Genomic DNA, 16,669 nt, shown 5'->3' with positions numbered 1-16,669 from the left:
TTAATTGATTCTTTTGAACCCGGAGATTGCTGGGTTTCCTCTCATCTTTGTCTCGATATTGTTCGATTGTTGCGCTTCTGCAATTTCAGAGAATACCGCATCAAGAGCTAATAGATATTTTTCGATGTGCTCTGTCTTATGCGCATACATCGCATAGAATAAATTAGAAGCGAGAAAGCTCCTATCGAGCATTAATTGAACAAAAAGCGCTTTCATAGATAAGGTTTTGTGCCCTTTGAATGTAAAATGGCCCAGAGGAGGTATTCCACCAATTTCTATCTCTAAATGGTGTTTTTCTGCAAAAGTTTGCCATCCATTTTGGATGCGTTTGCCAACGTCCACAAGGTGCTTACCAACATCAAACTTCTTGTGTTTTTTTATTGTTGCAATTGCAGCAGTGGGCCCTATTCTCTCTGTCCAATAAGTGCTACTAATAAAAGTGCTCTGTGCTGCATCCATTATTTCTCCCTTCCCGATAATTGCAGCAATAGGGTAACCATTCCCTAACGCTTTTGAAAATACTGCAATATCTGGCGAAATTCCCAACATTAAGTGAGCTCCACCAGAATTCATCCTAAATCCTGCGGAAATTTCGTCAACAATAAAAACAGCGCGTATATCATCTGCTATTGATCTTATTTTTTCAAAAAAACCGGGAATGGGTTGTTCACTACGAATCGGCTCCATAATAATAGCGGCAATTTCATTTTTGTTTTTTTTGACAATTTCTTCTAATTCCTCAATATGATTATATCTGAATGGAAGAGCCGTGCCTTGAAGACCTTTCGGAACACCTAATGGATTGAGTCCTGGCAGAAGGTGTTCTCCAAGGGCGTTTTCTGTCCCAAGATTTGCCGCAAGATACCAGTCATGCCATCCATGATAACCACAGAACGCTATCTTATCCCGACCTGTGTAAGCTCTGGCAATGCGCACGGCGATGGCCATAGATTCTCCGCCTGTACGGGCCAATCGCACTTTCTCAGCCCATGGATGTAACTCACATAAGAGATCAGCCAATTCCACTTCCTCGGGACAATTCAGAGAACAGCTATTGCCATTTTTGATAGCATCAAGGACAGCTGCATCTACATCCGGATCGGCATATCCCAGCACATTGGCTCCAATACCGGAAATACTCATGTCGATGTAATTATTCCCGTCTAAATCCCACACCTCCACTCCCTTAGCTTTACTGAAATACCCGGGCCAAACTCCCAGTGCAAACATGTCTGGACGTTTTGACAAAAGCTGTGTCATGCCAGGGATTCTTTGCCTGGCCCGCTCTTGCATTTCAAGACACTTTTTAATTTCCATATATAACCTCACTGTCCTAAATTTTTCATATCTGCTATTTTTTTAATGGTATTGATAATATTTTTAATTTGTTCATCATGCATATCGGAATACATGGGCAATGATAATATTTGTTCATATACATTTTCTGCTACAGGACATAGACCTAATTTGGTGCCAAAATTTTCTTTATAAAATGGGTGTAAATGAACCGGGATATAGTGGACATTTACGCCAATACCTGATTCCCGCAAAGAATGAAAAACCATGCCTCGATCCATGTGCGCACTATTTAGGTCAAGTCGAATCACATATAGGTGGTAAGCATGAGAAACATCATTTTTAACAGATAAAGGTTTTATGAAGGTGAGGTTGTGAAAAATTTCATCATAATAATGGGCAATTGTTCGACGTCGCTCAAGCCATAAGGGTAATTTCTTTAGCTGGCTTATTCCCAATGCACACTGGAAATCAGTGATGCGGTAATTATATCCGAGGTCAACCATTTCATAAAACCAAGAGCCTTGTTTTTCCCGTTGTTGATGATCTGTGGTGATGCCGTGATTACGAAAAATTCGCATCCGTTCGGCAAGGTTTGAATCGTCTGTTGTGATCATACCTCCTTCACCAGTAGTAATGTGTTTTACGGGATGGAAACTGAAGGCATTGAGGAGGGCAAGCGAACCAACTGGTCTGTCTTTGTAGCGTCCACCAAGGGAATGACAGGCATCGGCAACAAGCGCCAATCTGTGTTTATCTGCTATTTTCCACAAGACATCGTAATCGCAAGGCTGTCCTGCATAATCTACAGCAATAATTGCCTTTGTCTTTGAAGTAATTTTCTTTTCAACTTGTTCAGGGTCTATTAATAAAGTATCGGCATTTACATCTGCAAAAACCGGTGTTCCACCCTGATAGACAATGCAATTTGCCGTGGCAGCAAAGGTCATAGGGGGAACAATCACTTCATCACCTCGGCCAATGCCGAGGGCATACATAGCGGCGTGCAGTGCAGCCGTTCCGCTACTTACAGCAACGGCAAACTTAGCGCCTGTGTATCGGGCAAAATTTTCTTCGAACTCTGTCACTTTGGGACCGGTCGTCAGCCAGTCGGAGCGGAGGACCTCATTGACTGCTGCAATGTCATCATTATCTATGGATTGGCGACCGTAGGGAATCATAGTTTTAAGAGATTAATGGAGATTAGAGTAATAACTTAAGTAATTATTGAGATTGATAGAGATTATTTGGTGGCTCTACCTCTTGTTGCATTAACAAGATTATTCAGCTTTACCCCAAGCCTGCCTATGCTCGTTTATCAAGTTGTTTGCATTATCAACATCTATGAATTTTAAATCAATAGAAATCAGTACAAAGTTTTTCAACCCAAATAATGGACCTCATGAATTGAGATAAAATTTGGCTTTATTAAGATAATGATATCGCCCGAATCCCTCGGCAATATTTGCCGGTACAGACAATGCTGCCCTTTTCATTTGTGATGTTATGCTGTAAGTTTCTTCTTTGGGAAAGTTCACTGTCATCTTGTAAATCTTTAAAACCAGATCTTTCGCTTTATTCCAAACTTCCAGATCTTCAAAGCTTTTTATCTCCACCCATCACCCTTCCATCAGTTCCCGGCAATCTCCACCAATCACAATCAGTCTCATAGTTATAGGTTTTTAACAATCTCCCCCATTTCGTCTGCTGTCAACATCCAAGGATTATCGCCGGAATTATACTCAAAATCATCCGAAACTGGCTGTCCACCATTATTTTTAAAACGTCTGTCCCAGAAATTAAAATCGGGTTGCATTATATAACGATCGTCATATTCCAGAGTTCTTCTTGCGTCGTCCTTCGGGATCATGATTTCGTGGAGTTTCTCGCCGGGTCGTATTCCTATAATTTCCGTTTTGCATTCCGGGGCGATTACTTTTGCCAAATCCATGATATTCATACTGGGCAGCTTGGGTACGAAAAGTTCCCCGCCAACCATTGTTTCAAGGCAGTTCAAAACGAAATCGACCCCGTGTTCCAGGGTAATCCAGAAGCGGGTCATTCGTGGGTCCGTGATAGGCAGAACGCCAGTATCCCGACATTTCAGGAAAAAGGGGATTACGCTGCCCCGGCTACCCGCAACGTTGCCGTATCTGACTACGCTGAAGGTTGTAGTATCACGGCCCACATAGGAATTGCCGGCAATGAACAGCTTGTCAGAACACAGCTTTGTGGCGCCGTAGAGATTGATCGGATTGGCCGCTTTATCCGTACTCAGTGCAATGACTTTCTTGACACCCTGGTCAATGGCCACATTGATGACATTTTGAGCGCCAATAATATTGGTCTTAATGGCCTCAAAGGGATTGTATTCAGCGGCAGGAACTTGTTTGAGAGCAGCTGCGTGAATCACATAATCGACATCGTGAAAGGCCCGGTACAACCGTTCTTTATCACGAACGTCGCCAATAAAATAACGAATGCTGTTATATTTTGAATCATGGTAATCCTGTGCCATCTCAAATTGTTTGAGTTCATCGCGGCTGAAGATGATCAGGCGTTTGGGCTTATAGCTCGCCAATATGATTTCGGTTGCCTTTTTACCAAAAGAACCCGTGCCACCAGTAATAAGAATTGTTTTATTGTCAAACATGTTTAGACTCCCATTCATTATTCAAAGGTGAAATGTCCCATTTAAGCCTCGGTCTAAAATGGACGTAAGGGTCGCACCCATCTGTTATGTTGTTGTATCCTTTAAATTTGACATCAAAACCAAGGATTTTTTGAAAAATTAAATGTTCGGTTTTTATATATTGAAGGTGCACATCTAAAAAAAACCTCTTCTCGCCAAAAGTATTTGCCGGGAACGTACATATTGCCCTGTAAACGCCTGAATTGAGATTATAGCAATTTTCGACTATACCAGTGTCATCCAAATTTAATGTGCCTAATATCGAAGAACCGTCATCATTAACAATATATATTGCAATGTGTAAATTCTGAACCTGCTTGAAACATTCAAATACCATAGATACCAGGATACCCTCATCTGAATAAAATGTTTGTCGCGCTAAACCGGACCTGTCGATTAATGCGACCTCTCTTAAACGAATAATTGGGTTTTTTCTGCGAATGTAACCTTCCATTCTTTTCTCTAATGCATCTGATGAAATAATCGCCCCCTCGACTGTCTTTTCATCAAGGTAACATGAAACGACGTCACTTGCATCAGAATCCATGGCCACCTTACCAGAATCAAGCAGGATTACCCTTTGACAAAGATTGCGCATCGCCGCCATATTATGACTTACAAACAACACCGTTCGCCCTTCTCTTGCTACATCTCCCATCTTCCCCAGACATTTCTTCTGAAACTGTACATCTCCTACTGCCAGTACTTCATCCACTAACAAAATTTCTGGCTCCAAGTGGGCGGCTACGGCAAAGGCTAGGCGGACATACATACCACTGGAGTAGCGTTTGACCGGTGTGTCCAGGTATTTCTCAACTTCAGCAAAAGATACGATCTCATCAAACTTGCGTTTGATTTCCTTGCGGGACATCCCGAGAATGGCGCCATTCAGGTAGATGTTCTCCCGCCCGGTCAGTTCCGGATGGAAGCCGGTGCCCACCTCCAGCAGGCTGGCCACGCGGCCCTTGATGGTTACCCGCCCGGCTGACGGCTCGGTAATGCGGGACAGGACTTTAAGCAGCGTAGACTTCCCGGCACCATTGCGGCCGATGATGCCCACGGGCTCTCCGCTACGGATCTCAAAACTCACGTCCTTGAGCGCCCACATTTCTTCCAACGTATCGCCCTGGATGATAGCGTTCCCCTTTGCCAGGTCTTTGGTCTTGTTCCAGAGGGTCCGGGCATTCTGCATCAGCACGTCGCGGAGAGCAGTATAGCTTCTTTCTTCCTGGTGGCCGATGATGTATTTTTTGCCAAGGTTTTCGGATTTGATGACGATATCGCTCATAGGGGTAAGGGGGAAGCGGTAAGAGTCATGGTTGTCTGCTCCGGATATAGTTGGTGATTTTGCGGCTTAATTCGTCACACTTCCATAAAAGCTCATCGACATGTTCGCTCGCCAGCAGTTCCATGGCTTCGAAGACAAGCAGCATGGATGCATTTTCGAAAATTGATCGTCTGGCTATGTTGAGAAATTGCTGAAACTCTTTTGGATGTAAACTTCCACTGCCTTCAGCAATGTTATTGGGAACGGAAAGGCCTGCAGCACGAATCTGTTCAGCATAGCGGTAGAGTTTTCGTTGCTCGAGGTTGTCAGCCACTTTATGAAAACGCACTGAAAGCTCTTTGCCCAGTTGCCAAATCTCGAGGTCTTCAAAACGGAAATGCGGTCTTTTCATTTATCCCCTTATCTCTTGCCTATATCAGATCTGCAAATGTTTTTTCCGTCTTGCGGAAACGGGATATGCCTAACCAGAGAAAAAAGGCGATGATGGCAAGGCTGAGCAGGAAGCCAGGAACATAAATCGGGCTGTTGCCGCCCAGGATACACCAACGGAAACCGTCGATGACCCCCACCATGGGATTGAGGTTGTATAGCAGTCGCCATTGTTCCGGAACAATTTTGCTGCTGAATCCTACCGGAGAAACATAAAGACCGAACTGCACCACAAACGGGATGATATAGCGGAAATCACGGTATTTCACATTGAGCGCGGTAATCCAGAGACCGGGTCCCAGGCTGGCCAGCAAGGCCAGGATGATGAAGAACGGCAGCAACAGCATGTGCCAGCCGGGTGCGAATTGATAATAGACCATCATTCCGATCAGGATAATGAAACTGATGAGGAAATCGATGAAAGCGGTTACCAGGGTCGCCGCGGGAATGATCAATCTGGGGAAGTAAACCTTGCCGATTAGATTGGCGTTGCTGATCAGACTGTTGGACGATTCACTCAGGGCGTTTGAAAAAAGAGACCAAGGGAGCATGGCGGCAAAGACCAAAAGGGCATATGGGGCGCTTCCGTCGCTGGGGAGTTTGGCAATGCGGCCAAAAATGATGGTGAAGACGACCATAGTAAGAAAAGGCCTGATGATTGCCCAGAGAATCCCGATGATGGTCTGCTTGTAGCGTACGGAGATATCCCGCCAGGCCAGAATCAGAAATAGTTCACGATATCGCCATAGGTCGGCCCAGTAGTTTTTCTCCGTGCGGCCGGGCTCAATGATGAGCACCGATTCTTGTGTATGTGTGGAAGATGAATTCATAAGTGATAGCTCATAGCTCATAGGTGATAGGCGATGAAAAACATGGGCGAAGGGCATAGAGAAAACGAGAAAAAGGAGATGAAAGCATCATACCTCAGTGAACGGGCGAGAGAAGAAAACCTTTTCTTTTATTTGGTCTATTTGGTTGAAGTATACCAATCAATCGTCTTTTTCAACCCTTCCTTGAAGCTAATTGCTGCTTTAAAACCGAATTCACTCTTAGCACGAGTGGTATTCAACATGCGGCGGGGCTGGCCGTCTGGTTTGGAGGTGTTCCACACAACAGACCCGTTAAACCCGGTTAGCTCAACAAGTAGAGAGACAAGATCTTTGATGGAGATTTCAAAACCAGCGCCAATATTGACTGGTTCGCTTTTGTTGTATTGCTCAGTAGCAAGAGTTATTGCCTCAGCAGCGTCTTCGACGTAAAAAAACTCACGGGTGGCTTTGCCGGTGCCCCAGATCTCGACAACAACAGAATGTTCAACATTCAACGTTCTATGTTCAACGTTAACATCAACATCTTTAACGGAACGTTCAAGGTTAAGATCATCTGAAAAATAAATGCCGTAATGCTTGAGAACCGCTAAAACGTTGTCAACAGGAGAGTTTTTGTTAATTTCTAATCTCGAACCACCAATTACAGCTTCATTGTCGTTATTGCGGAGGAAGTCCTTAATGATGGAAGCAAAATCACCTGCAGAAAGGAGGTTGGCAAGATAGAATTTGCGGATGAGCGCCGGGATAACGTGAGAGGATTTAAAACTGAAGTTGTCCCCTGGGCCATATAAATTCACAGGCAAAAGAAATATTGAATTAAAACCGTATTGCTGACGATATGCCTGGGACTGGACAAGCATCATCTTTTTTGCCAATCCATATGGGGCGTTTGTTTCTTCAGGGTAGCCGTTCCATATATCATCTTCTTTGAAGGGAACGGGAGCGAATTTCGGGTAGGCGCAGATAGTGCCAAGGGCTACAAATTTTTTAATTCCCCTCAAGTAACCTTCGTGTATCAACTGAATGCCCATCATGGCATTTTCATAAAAAAGAGAGGCGGGGTTTTCCTGATTAAATCCTATACCACCCACTTTTGCAGCAAGGTGGATGACGATATCGGGTTTCTGGTCGGTGTACATACGTTGAATGTCGGCAAGGTTCACGAGGTTGTACTCAGGCAGGTCAGCGATGGAAATGTACTGATAGCCGTGGTCTTGGAGTTTGTCGATAAGGTAAGTTCCTAAAAACCCCTTTGCTCCAGTTACCGTTATTCGCATGTCGTTCAAATTCATATTAGTTTCTCTGGTTAGATATGCAACCATAGAAACCAAAGAAACGTTATCATATATTTCGCTAACGTTCTCGAATATGTTCGTTGGTTGCAAATGAGTGAGTCGTGTAGTTGAAACATTTTTCACCGCAGATACTAATGCCGTCGCCGGGAGGGGTAATGCCGACGAGTTTCAGATCGTAATCGACCATAATTTTAACGAGTTCGGAGAATGTGATGCGAGGTTGCCAGCCAATTTGTTTTTTGGCTTTAGTAATGTCTGCAAGGAGGAAGTCAACCTCAGTAGGGCGGAAGTAGCGAGGGTCAATCTCCACCAGGACGGAGCCTGGTCGTAGTTCGTGATTGGTGATTTGTGATTCGGCGGCATTAATACTGTTCACGATTAACGAATCACGACTTACGGACTTTATGATGCCTTTTTCGTTGGTGCCGGTGCCCTGCCATTCGAGCTCGATTCCTGCATAAACAAAGGCTGATTCGACAAATTCACGGATCGAGTGGCTTTCGCCAGTGCCTACTACGTAGTCATCAGGTTTGTCCTGCTGGAGCATAAGCCACATCATTTCTACATATTCAGGGGCAAATCCCCAGTCACGCTTGGCATTGAGGTTGCCGAGGTAAAGTTTCTTCTGGTTGCCTGCGAGAACATTAGCAAGGGCCCTGGTAATTTTACGTGTGACAAATGTCTCGCCGCGGCGGGGCGATTCGTGATTGAAGAGAATGCCGTTACAGGCAAAAATGTTGTAACCCTCTCTATAATTAACTGTCATCCAGTAGGCATATATTTTTGCTGCCGCATAGGGGCTGCGGGGATAGAATAACGTCTTTTCGTTCTGCGGAGGAGGCGAAGCGCCAAAAAGTTCTGAAGATGAAGCCTGATAGAATTTTGTTTTTATTCCACTTCTTCGAATGGCCTCAAGAAGCCTTGTTGTGCCGATTCCTGTTATATCTCCCGTGTATTCCGGCATGTCAAAACTCACCTTAACATGACTCTGTGCGCCGACATGATACACCTCATCGGGCTGTATATTATAAATCAGATTTATAAGCTGACCAGAATCGGAAAGATCGCCATAATGCAAAAATAGTTTAGTCCCTGTTACATGCGGGTCAAGATAGATATGGTCTATCCTGCCGGTATTAAACGTGCTTGCGCGACGGATGAGACCGTGCACTTCATAGCCCTTGGAGAGCAAGAACTCAGCAAGGTAAGAACCGTCCTGGCCAGTTATGCCGGTAATGAGAGCTTTCAAGTTAACTCCTTTGATTTGTTCAATGTTCTATTATGACTTTCTATCTCTAAGGACGCGATCGCGCGCATAAATTCACGTAAATCGCCAAGATTATTCTCGATTATGTCGTAAAGAATTGTATAATCTAATTTCCAGTACATGTGTACAAGCAAGTTACGAAAACGGGCCATTTTCTGCAATCGACCGGACAGGTCTGGGGTGATTATGCCAGCGTCCGCCAGAACGACAAAGCACTCAGCGTATTCTGTCGGTACCTTTCTGAGTTGTTTTGCTGCAACATGATAGCACAGAGCCAGAGCGGCTTCGATAGCAATCATTAGCCTGTATGAGGCAATATCTTTCAGGTCCTGTTCTTTTAGAAAATCGTCTTTTGACTTTTCTGTGACGCGCTCCAACCGTTCTATGCATTCCTCAATCTCCCGGCATTTACTCATAATAAGTTCACGGTTAAGAATCATGTAGCAAACACCTCTTTCATGGCAGAGTAGATCCTTGGTTTAATATCGAGGTACTTTGCGATGACTCGTTCTACAAAAGTGGAGCGGAAGTCGTCGTCCCTATCAACAAGAAGGTCGCCTTGGATCACGTGGTACAAATAGCTTACAGGGGTAAAATTGAGGACACGTGCATCGACGGGCATACCCAGTGTTTCACTTATCATCTGAGCCAGGTCAAGCATATAAGGCACCGATTTCGCCTCTGGCAGACCCGATACGTAGACACCAATATCTATGTCGTGAAATGGCAGGTCGGGTTCTTCAATAAAAGAACCATATAAATAGGCGAAGAGAATCTCGTGGCGCTTATTTAGAATCTCTGTTATACGGTCACGGAACCCCTGTCGTTCAACCTCCACCAAATTGTAAAGACGCTCGCTAATCATGGGGATCAACAAAACCATTGAGCGTATCCATTTCTGCCTTAAGCCTTTCATATTCTTCCCTCTTTCGTTGCATGAATGTCTCTGTCTGGTTTATCTTCTCTTTCATGCCTTCAGGGGTGAGGATGTACATGTAACCAATCTTGTTGCTGGAATTTTTGAACCTTTTTGCCTTGACATATCCCTTCTGGATTAATGCCTTAATAATATAATTTACGCTGCCGAGGCTCAAGCCGAGCCTGCTTGAAAGCACACGCTGGGTCATTTCATTTTCTGTTGATATTTCGAGTAATGCCTTGAACTGTGATTCTTTCACAACTTCACCATGATAGGCTACCGCCGTCTACAATGTTTGCAGAATGTTGTAAAACAGGATTTTGCGGCTCGTTCAAACATTGAACATATTGATTTTATATTGTTAAATACAGGGAAGTCAATAAAAACTTGTATTGTAGTAATTTCCATTTTCCTTATTGACCTCAAAGATAGCTCATGGCTCATGGAATAAAAAGCTGTTCACAGTTCACGGTTCAGGGCCATCCAGCATCAAGTATCCAGCATCTCCGCTTCGCCTTTTACCTTATTATAAACAAGCTACCGCCGTTGGATGTATCGTAACATCTTAAAATAATAAATGAATTAAGCATATTGTGACGAGCTACAATGACGTATTTTTGAATTCAATTATAACAGATTGATTCCCCCGCTCGCATGTGATGAATATCACACGCGAGCCCTATTTTTCAAGAGAAATTTAGGTTTCAGTTGTGTTTTCTCTTGACAGAATTAATACCCCAATGTAATATTTTTTCAAAGAATCAACATTTTAGTTTTAATAAACAGTAAGGGAGGCGTATTATGAATTCGAAAAAGGTGTTTTACAGTTTTTTTGTTGTTTTGTTAGCCCTGCAGATTTTATTTCCTGCCCCGCTCCTTGCCGATGTTGTAGGAAAATTTAATGAAATTCGTGGCGATGTTTCCCTGTTGAGAGCAAAGGTAACCGCCACACCAAAGGTTGGCGATGCTGTCCAGACAAAGGACGTTGTAGCAACAGCCGATAAAGCAAGGGCAAAGCTGTTGTTAACCGACGATACCCTGCTCAGTGTCGGCCAGAAGTCAAACCTTGAAGTTACGGAGTATTTGCTTGATAAAAACAAGAGGAGCAGTATTGTTTCGTTAAAAGCCGGTGCTATGCATGCCAAAGTTGAAAAATTTCTTGATCCGGATTCCAAATTTGAAGTCCACACCCCTACTGCCGTTGCAGGAGCAAGGGGAACCGAGTGGTTGACCGTTATCTCAGAGAACCCTGGGACAACATTCTATGCCCTTCAGAATGCTATTACTGTTTTTAATCCGGCGCTGCCGACACAGGTCGTGACTGTTGTAGCCGGACAGTTCACAACGGTAGTGGCAGGTCTTGCACCGACACTACCGGCGGCCTTTGCACCAGCGGTAATACAGGGTATCATGGGTGAGGTCGGCGCTGTAATGCCCACAGGTGCAGCAGGCGCGGGTGCCGCAGGCGCTAGCGCAGGTGCAGCAGTAGGTGCAGGTGTTGGTGTAGGAACAATCGCACTTGGTGCAGCGGTAGTTGCAGCAGGGCTTGCAGTCGTAGGCGCTTCTTCCGGCAGCAGCAGCACTACCACCACACACACATCTGTATGTCACTGAAAGCAAGTATTCTTTAAAAATAAAGCAATCAGCTTGGGAAAACCCAATTTCCTTAGCTGATTGCTTACCAAAGCACTGTCACTCCGGCGGAAGCTACAGTTCAGAACTATTCTAATTTATAGTAACCGGGTAATTAACTACAAATGCAAAAAATATCTATAAATATTCATAAATTACTGCAAATTACCTTTCCTTTTTCTACATAATAATAGCTCTATTCATTACAATAGTTCCGACAGCTACAATGACCCGTATCTACCCGTTATCAGACACACTCGTGAATTTCCCCGGTTTGCCGGTAGAAAATCGGTAGAAATCTCAGATGATTATAACCTCCTGCTCATCGCTACGCCTCATGACGAATACCGCACCATCGATTTTTCCCTTTTCGACATCCCTATAGTTGATACCGGGAATATTGTTAAAAGTGCGAAATTCTTATACAAAGCATGAGATAAATACAAACTGTGATTTAAACTGCGTATTGAATCTTTTACTTTCTCGTTAAAACTGTTACAATACACAAACCATGAAACGCTACTGGTACATGATTATTGCTGATGCACTGCTGACATCCGTTGCCATCATTTTTGCCATGATGCTCAGGCTGGAGGCAGTCTATCCCGACAAACTATTATTCAGCTATTATTTACGGATAATCTGGCCATTTATCGTCTTTGCCATGATACTTCGCCCGACAGTTTTCTATTTTTCAGGCATATACAGGCGTATATGGCGCTATGCCTATACGAAAGACTTTATGTCTCTGACTGTGTCGGTCTTGATCGGCTCAATCATTCTCTCTGTAATTTCACTGTTTATTCTTAACCCGTTTTGGATGCGAGGGGTTTTCCCGCGTTCACTGCTCATTCTTGAAGGTATAATGAGCCTGTTTTTACTGGGCGGTTTTCGGGTGATCCTGAAAATGATGGAACGTTACCCTGGCGACATTGATTGGAAAATGACGGGAATAAGCCCTAACCGGCGGGTGTTGATTGCCGGCGCCGGTCATACAGGAGTCAATATCTCACGGGAATTGCTGACTAATCCGCAGTTGGGATTGCAGCCCGTGGCTTTTCTTGATGATGATCCCAAAAAAATAGGTATGAAAATACAGGGCCTGACGGTATCCGGCCCTTTGATCAGGTTAGTTGAAATAGTGAAAGAGAAACGCATTGATGAAGTGATTGTTGCTATGCCCAGCGCACCAACCCAGACAGTTGAAAACATTAAATCTTTCTGTCAGGGTATTCCGATTCCTTTTTCCATGGTGTCTTCTTTCAGCAGCCTCATAGATCAGGCGGATGAGCAGGGGGCAGTGCCATCATCATCCTTGAAGGTGCCAATGGCAATGCCGGATATTACATCTGAGGAGATTCAGGCGGTCTTACGGGTCATGCAATCCCGTAACCTGAGTATTGGTTCCCAAACAGTAACATTCGAGGGGTTAGCTGCCGGAGAGGCAAGGGCCGGCCATGCGATAGCGGTTATAAATGGCACTTCAGCGCTCCATCTCTGTATGGTGGCAGCACATATTAAACCAGGCGATGAGGTCATTACGTCGCCGTTCAGTTTTATAGCATCGGCAAACTGTATACTTTTTGAGCGGGCTAAACCGGTATTCGTGGATATTGATCCAGTGACATTGAATATGGATGCCGGCAGGATAGAGACAGCGATTACGGAACGGACACGGGCAATCATCGTGGTGCATGTTTTCGGCCAACCGGCAGACATTGACCCGATTATGGAGATTGCTGAAAGACATAATCTTATCGTGATCGAGGATGCATGCGAGGCAATCGGGGCAGAATATAAAGGCCGCAGGGTAGGGGTAATAGGCAGGGCCGGCACGTATGCCTTTTATCCCAATAAACAGATGACGAGCGGCGAAGGCGCTGTATTAGTGACCAACGACGAAGACTGGGCGAACCTTTTCCGAAGCCTGAGAAATCAGGGGAGGGACAAGTTTGACGGGTGGTTGAACCATAGCCGTCTTGGATACAACTACCGCATGTCTGAATTGAATGCTGCCGTCGGTGTTGTTCAGATAAGGCGTCTCGACGAATTGTTACGCAAACGGGACAACGTGGCACAGGAATACAACAGAATCCTGTCCCGCCTTGAAAGCGTCAGTCCTTTAAAGATTGCCCCCACAACGACACGTATGAGTTGGTTTGTCTATGTGGTGCGTTTAGCCCCCGGGATCAGCAGGGATAAGATAATTATTCTTCTGGCTGAGCGCGGCATCCCGGCAAGGCCATATTTCAGCCCCATCCATCTCCAGCCTTTCTATCGGGAGCAGTTTGGTTTTAAGCCCGGAGACTTTCCTGAGTCTGAAGCTGCGGGGGAATCAATCCTGGCCCTTCCTTTTTATACGAATATGAAAGTGGAGGAGATTGAGATGGTGTATAAGGCGCTGAGAGAAGCCATAAAAGCAGCGCATGGCTGATAGCGAGATGCTGGATACCGGAACCGGATTAGCTGATTGCTGACAGCCGGATTATTCACCGCCTGCAATTACATTGATTGTGCCTTTATGGAGGGTGATTGACAATTCCTCGCCGCCGGCAACCTGATTGGAATCAATGACGACTTCGCGGGTGTCTTTCTTCATGGTGATGCTGTATCCCCTTTTAAGGATGCTTTTGGGGTTGAGGTCGGTAAGCCGTTGGGCCATAGCATCAAGACGGGTCTTCTGATCCCTGAAATAGTTCGAAAAACCGTGAAGGAGGTTATTGAGGAGTTCATCCAGATACATCCTGTAAGATGTGAAGATGTCTTTCTTTTCCCTTAGTTCCATCGTATTCTCATAAAGCATAAACTTCGATTTTTCAATCTTCTTTCTGATGCCTTGTTCCAGGGCATTTTTTGTGTTAAGGAGAGCCTCTGAAAGCTCATTTTTGCTTTGCACAGCCATATCTGCAGCAGCAGTAGGCGTTGGCGCCCGCACATCAGACACAAAATCGGCTATCGTAAAGTCTATCTCGTGGCCCACGCCGGAGACGACCGGGATATGAGAAGCATAGATTGCCCTTGCCACCATCTCCTCATTAAACGGGGCAAGGTCTTCAAGAGAGCCTCCTCCTCTTCCCACAATAATTACATCAACTTCTCCGGTTTTATTGAAGTATTCAATCCCCTCTGCAATCTCATAACAGGCATCATCGCCCTGTACCTTCACCGGATAAATTTCAACTGCCATATTTCCGTATTTCCCGAAGATAATCTTCAGCATATCCCTGATTGCGGCGCCTGCCGGAGATGTGACGATGCCGATCCTCTGCGGGAGTATCGGAAGCGGTTTCTTTTTCTCTGCAGCAAATAATCCTTCCTTATACAGCTTCTCCTTCAGCATCTGAAATTTCAACTGGAAAAGCCCCAGCCCCCTTACCTCTATCATATCAACAAGAAGCCTGTATTCACCCCGCTTCTCATAGACATCAACCCGTCCCTTGCAAATGACCGCTATACCGTCCTGTACCATTTCTGTTGGATATTTATTGTAAAAGTTGAAGACCACAGCCTTGATCATGGCATTGTCATCTTTGAGGGTAAAATAGAGATGCCCGGAAGGGTAGAGTTTCAGGTTGGAAATCTCACCTTCCACGAGTATATCGCGGAATTGGGAGTTGATAACGCGTTTTATGCCGGCGGTAAGGTCAGAGACTGTGTATATTTGGATTGGCAACATGGATTCGCTAAGCGCTAAGCAGTAGGCACTAACCGCTATTTCTTAAAATAATCCTTCACAATCTTCATTGCGCAGAATTCGCCGCACATGCTGCACACGTCATCATGTAGGTTGCGCCCCTTCCTGAAGTCCGTTATCTTTTCCGGATCGATCGCACATTTGATCTGCCCCTCCCAATCCAGGGCCTTCCGGTATACGGACATGGCCTTGTCACGCTGGAACGCCTTTTCATTGCCACGTGCGAGGTCTGCCGCATGGGCTGCGATCCTTGTGACCATGACGCCATCACGCACATCCTTCGGTGTGGGAAGTCCCAGGTGTTCAGACGGGGTTACATAACATAGGAAATCCGCACCATAGAAGGCCGCGAGTGCGCCTCCGATGGCAGAGGTGATATGGTCATAGCCCGGCGCTATATCGGTGACAATGGGGCCCAGCACGTAAAAAGGGGCATCGTTGCAGAGCTTTTTCTGGAGAATTATGTTCGTTTCAATCTGGTTGATGGGCACGTGTCCGGGGCCTTCGATCATGACCTGCACACCGTTTTTTAGTGCTTCAGCGCAGAGTTCACCGAGGATGATAAGCTCTTCGATCTGCCCCCTGTCTGTAGCATCGGCAATACACCCTGGTCTCAGGCCATCGCCAAGGCTCAGGGTCATGTCATATTTTTTTGCAATCCTGATGAGCCTGTCATACTGTTCATAGAGGGGGTTTTCCTTGTTGTTCACGATGATCCACTCAGTGAGGAACGCACCACCCCTGCTTACGATGCCGGTAATCCTCCCCTGTTTTTTCAGCCTCTCAATGGACCTCTTTGTGACACCGCAGTGGACGGTAATGAAGTCAACACCATCCATCCCGTGTTTCTCTATCACATCAAAGAACTCGTCAGGATCAAGTTTGGTAATGGACTTTCTCTTTTTCACTGCTTCTACGGCTGCCTGATAGATAGGTACGGTGCCGATGGGTATGCTTGCTTTGTCCATGATGATTTTACGGATTTCGTCGAGGTTGCCGCCGGTGCTCAGGTCCATGACCGTATCAGCGCCGGCCTTTGTGGCCATATCGAGCTTTTCGAGCTCTGCATCGATATCGATCCGCTCGGAGGATGTCCCGAGGTTGGCGTTCACTTTGACACTTAAGCCTTTTCCCACGCCCTTGGGGGTGAAATTTTTGTGCCTATTATTTGCGAGGATTGTCGCTTTTCCCTCGGCAATGTATTGCCGTAGTTGTTCTTTGTCGACGCCTTCATCCTGCGCAACCTTTTCCATTGCCGGGGTGATTTTCCCCTCGCGTGCTGCCGTAAGTTGGTTTTTCATGATCGTATCATCTCCATCTTTTTTAT

General features: G+C 45.3%; 16 protein-coding genes and 1 pseudogene. 3 read left to right on the top strand and 14 right to left on the bottom strand.

The genetic code is table 11. The annotated features are described in order from the left end of the window. The 12 genes from NTX75_06280 to NTX75_06225 form a co-directional block, all read right to left on the bottom strand. Positions 1 to 1,317, bottom strand: coding sequence for an aminotransferase class III-fold pyridoxal phosphate-dependent enzyme (locus NTX75_06280; GenBank protein MCX5815837.1), 1,317 nt, complete (start codon positions 1,315 to 1,317; stop codon positions 1 to 3). A gap of 8 nt (positions 1,318 to 1,325) precedes the next feature. Beyond that, the gene (gene pseC, locus NTX75_06275; protein ID MCX5815836.1) at positions 1,326 to 2,477 is read right to left on the bottom strand and encodes a UDP-4-amino-4,6-dideoxy-N-acetyl-beta-L-altrosamine transaminase; all 1,152 of its coding nucleotides are present in this window, start codon (positions 2,475 to 2,477) and stop codon (positions 1,326 to 1,328) included. Positions 2,478 to 2,696: 219 nt separating this feature from the next. Next, entirely contained in the window at positions 2,697 to 2,912 is a 216-nt protein-coding gene (locus NTX75_06270; GenBank protein MCX5815835.1) for a four helix bundle protein, read from the bottom strand. 56 nt (positions 2,913 to 2,968) lie between these two features. Next, positions 2,969 to 3,949, bottom strand: a complete 981-nt coding sequence (pseB, locus tag NTX75_06265; GenBank protein MCX5815834.1) for a UDP-N-acetylglucosamine 4,6-dehydratase (inverting) — start codon at positions 3,947 to 3,949, stop codon at positions 2,969 to 2,971. Next, complete coding sequence (locus NTX75_06260) at positions 3,942 to 5,276, bottom strand: ABC transporter ATP-binding protein (GenBank protein MCX5815833.1); 1,335 nt, start codon at positions 5,274 to 5,276, stop codon at positions 3,942 to 3,944. The genes pseB and NTX75_06260 overlap by 8 nt, the downstream gene beginning before the upstream one ends. Positions 5,277 to 5,301: 25 nt before the next feature. Beyond that, positions 5,302 to 5,667, bottom strand: a complete 366-nt coding sequence (locus NTX75_06255; GenBank protein ID MCX5815832.1) for a four helix bundle protein — start codon at positions 5,665 to 5,667, stop codon at positions 5,302 to 5,304. A gap of 19 nt (positions 5,668 to 5,686) precedes the next feature. After that, positions 5,687 to 6,535 (bottom strand): ABC transporter permease, encoded by an 849-nt coding sequence (locus NTX75_06250; protein MCX5815831.1) that lies wholly within the window; start codon positions 6,533 to 6,535, stop codon positions 5,687 to 5,689. A 137-nt stretch (positions 6,536 to 6,672) separates the two neighbouring features. Beyond that, positions 6,673 to 7,827 (bottom strand): GDP-L-fucose synthase, encoded by a 1,155-nt coding sequence (locus NTX75_06245; protein ID MCX5815830.1) that lies wholly within the window; start codon positions 7,825 to 7,827, stop codon positions 6,673 to 6,675. 61 nt (positions 7,828 to 7,888) lie between these two features. After that, positions 7,889 to 9,079, bottom strand: a complete 1,191-nt coding sequence (gene gmd / locus NTX75_06240; protein ID MCX5815829.1) for a GDP-mannose 4,6-dehydratase — start codon at positions 9,077 to 9,079, stop codon at positions 7,889 to 7,891. After that, on the bottom strand, positions 9,076 to 9,537 hold the full coding sequence (locus NTX75_06235; protein MCX5815828.1) for a DUF86 domain-containing protein: 462 nt from the start codon (positions 9,535 to 9,537) through the stop codon (positions 9,076 to 9,078). The genes gmd and NTX75_06235 overlap by 4 nt, the downstream gene beginning before the upstream one ends. Continuing rightward, the gene (locus NTX75_06230) at positions 9,534 to 10,013 is read right to left on the bottom strand and encodes a nucleotidyltransferase domain-containing protein (protein MCX5815827.1); all 480 of its coding nucleotides are present in this window, start codon (positions 10,011 to 10,013) and stop codon (positions 9,534 to 9,536) included. Before NTX75_06230 ends, NTX75_06235 begins: the two co-directional genes overlap by 4 nt. After that, complete coding sequence (locus tag NTX75_06225; protein ID MCX5815826.1) at positions 9,955 to 10,275, bottom strand: MarR family EPS-associated transcriptional regulator; 321 nt, start codon at positions 10,273 to 10,275, stop codon at positions 9,955 to 9,957. Before NTX75_06225 ends, NTX75_06230 begins: the two co-directional genes overlap by 59 nt. A 542-nt stretch (positions 10,276 to 10,817) precedes the next feature. Here NTX75_06225 and NTX75_06220 point away from each other — a divergent pair. From NTX75_06220 to NTX75_06210, 3 genes and pseudogenes are all read left to right on the top strand, one after another. Beyond that, positions 10,818 to 11,630: a FecR domain-containing protein gene (locus NTX75_06220; GenBank protein MCX5815825.1), complete on the top strand. Its 813-nt coding sequence runs from the start codon at positions 10,818 to 10,820 to the stop codon at positions 11,628 to 11,630. A gap of 682 nt (positions 11,631 to 12,312) precedes the next feature. Next, positions 12,313 to 12,849 (top strand): annotated as a pseudogene (locus tag NTX75_06215) (capsule biosynthesis protein CapD). Positions 12,850 to 12,975: 126 nt separating this feature from the next. After that, complete coding sequence (locus NTX75_06210) at positions 12,976 to 14,082, top strand: DegT/DnrJ/EryC1/StrS family aminotransferase (GenBank protein MCX5815824.1); 1,107 nt, start codon at positions 12,976 to 12,978, stop codon at positions 14,080 to 14,082. Positions 14,083 to 14,133: 51 nt separating this feature from the next. On the opposite strand, the gene xseA is transcribed toward NTX75_06210, so the two are convergent. Continuing rightward, positions 14,134 to 15,324 carry an exodeoxyribonuclease VII large subunit gene (xseA, locus tag NTX75_06205; protein ID MCX5815823.1) on the bottom strand — a complete coding sequence of 397 codons (1,191 nt, stop codon included), beginning with the start codon at positions 15,322 to 15,324 and terminating at the stop codon, positions 14,134 to 14,136. 35 nt (positions 15,325 to 15,359) lie between these two features. Further along, positions 15,360 to 16,643: a phosphomethylpyrimidine synthase ThiC gene (gene thiC, locus NTX75_06200; GenBank protein MCX5815822.1), complete on the bottom strand. Its 1,284-nt coding sequence runs from the start codon at positions 16,641 to 16,643 to the stop codon at positions 15,360 to 15,362. Positions 16,644 to 16,669 lie beyond the last annotated feature (26 nt).

It is taken from the genome of Pseudomonadota bacterium (genome assembly GCA_026388315.1).
Lineage (GTDB): Bacteria > Desulfobacterota > Syntrophorhabdia > Syntrophorhabdales > Syntrophorhabdaceae > MWEV01.
The sequence above is the reverse complement of the archived record's forward strand: the minus strand, read 5'-3'. Positions and strand labels throughout refer to the sequence as shown.

Bases quoted from the DNA above. Each gene is read 5' to 3' on its own strand.
- NTX75_06280 (MCX5815837.1), bottom strand. From the start codon at position 1,317: ATGGAAATTAAAAAGTGTCTTGAAATGCAAGAGCGGGCCAGGCAAAGA.
- pseC (MCX5815836.1), bottom strand. From the start codon at position 2,477: ATGATTCCCTACGGTCGCCAATCCATAGATAATGATGACATTGCAGCA.
- pseB (MCX5815834.1), bottom strand. From the start codon at position 3,949: ATGTTTGACAATAAAACAATTCTTATTACTGGTGGCACGGGTTCTTTT.
- NTX75_06260 (MCX5815833.1), bottom strand. From the start codon at position 5,276: ATGAGCGATATCGTCATCAAATCCGAAAACCTTGGCAAAAAATACATC.
- NTX75_06255 (MCX5815832.1), bottom strand. From the start codon at position 5,667: ATGAAAAGACCGCATTTCCGTTTTGAAGACCTCGAGATTTGGCAACTG.
- NTX75_06250 (MCX5815831.1), bottom strand. From the start codon at position 6,535: ATGAATTCATCTTCCACACATACACAAGAATCGGTGCTCATCATTGAG.
- NTX75_06245 (MCX5815830.1), bottom strand. From the start codon at position 7,827: ATGAATTTGAACGACATGCGAATAACGGTAACTGGAGCAAAGGGGTTT.
- NTX75_06235 (MCX5815828.1), bottom strand. From the start codon at position 9,537: ATGATTCTTAACCGTGAACTTATTATGAGTAAATGCCGGGAGATTGAG.
- NTX75_06230 (MCX5815827.1), bottom strand. From the start codon at position 10,013: ATGAAAGGCTTAAGGCAGAAATGGATACGCTCAATGGTTTTGTTGATC.
- NTX75_06220 (MCX5815825.1), top strand. From the start codon at position 10,818: ATGAATTCGAAAAAGGTGTTTTACAGTTTTTTTGTTGTTTTGTTAGCC.
- NTX75_06210 (MCX5815824.1), top strand. From the start codon at position 12,976: ATGGCAATGCCGGATATTACATCTGAGGAGATTCAGGCGGTCTTACGG.
- xseA (MCX5815823.1), bottom strand. From the start codon at position 15,324: ATGTTGCCAATCCAAATATACACAGTCTCTGACCTTACCGCCGGCATA.
- thiC (MCX5815822.1), bottom strand. From the start codon at position 16,643: ATGAAAAACCAACTTACGGCAGCACGCGAGGGGAAAATCACCCCGGCA.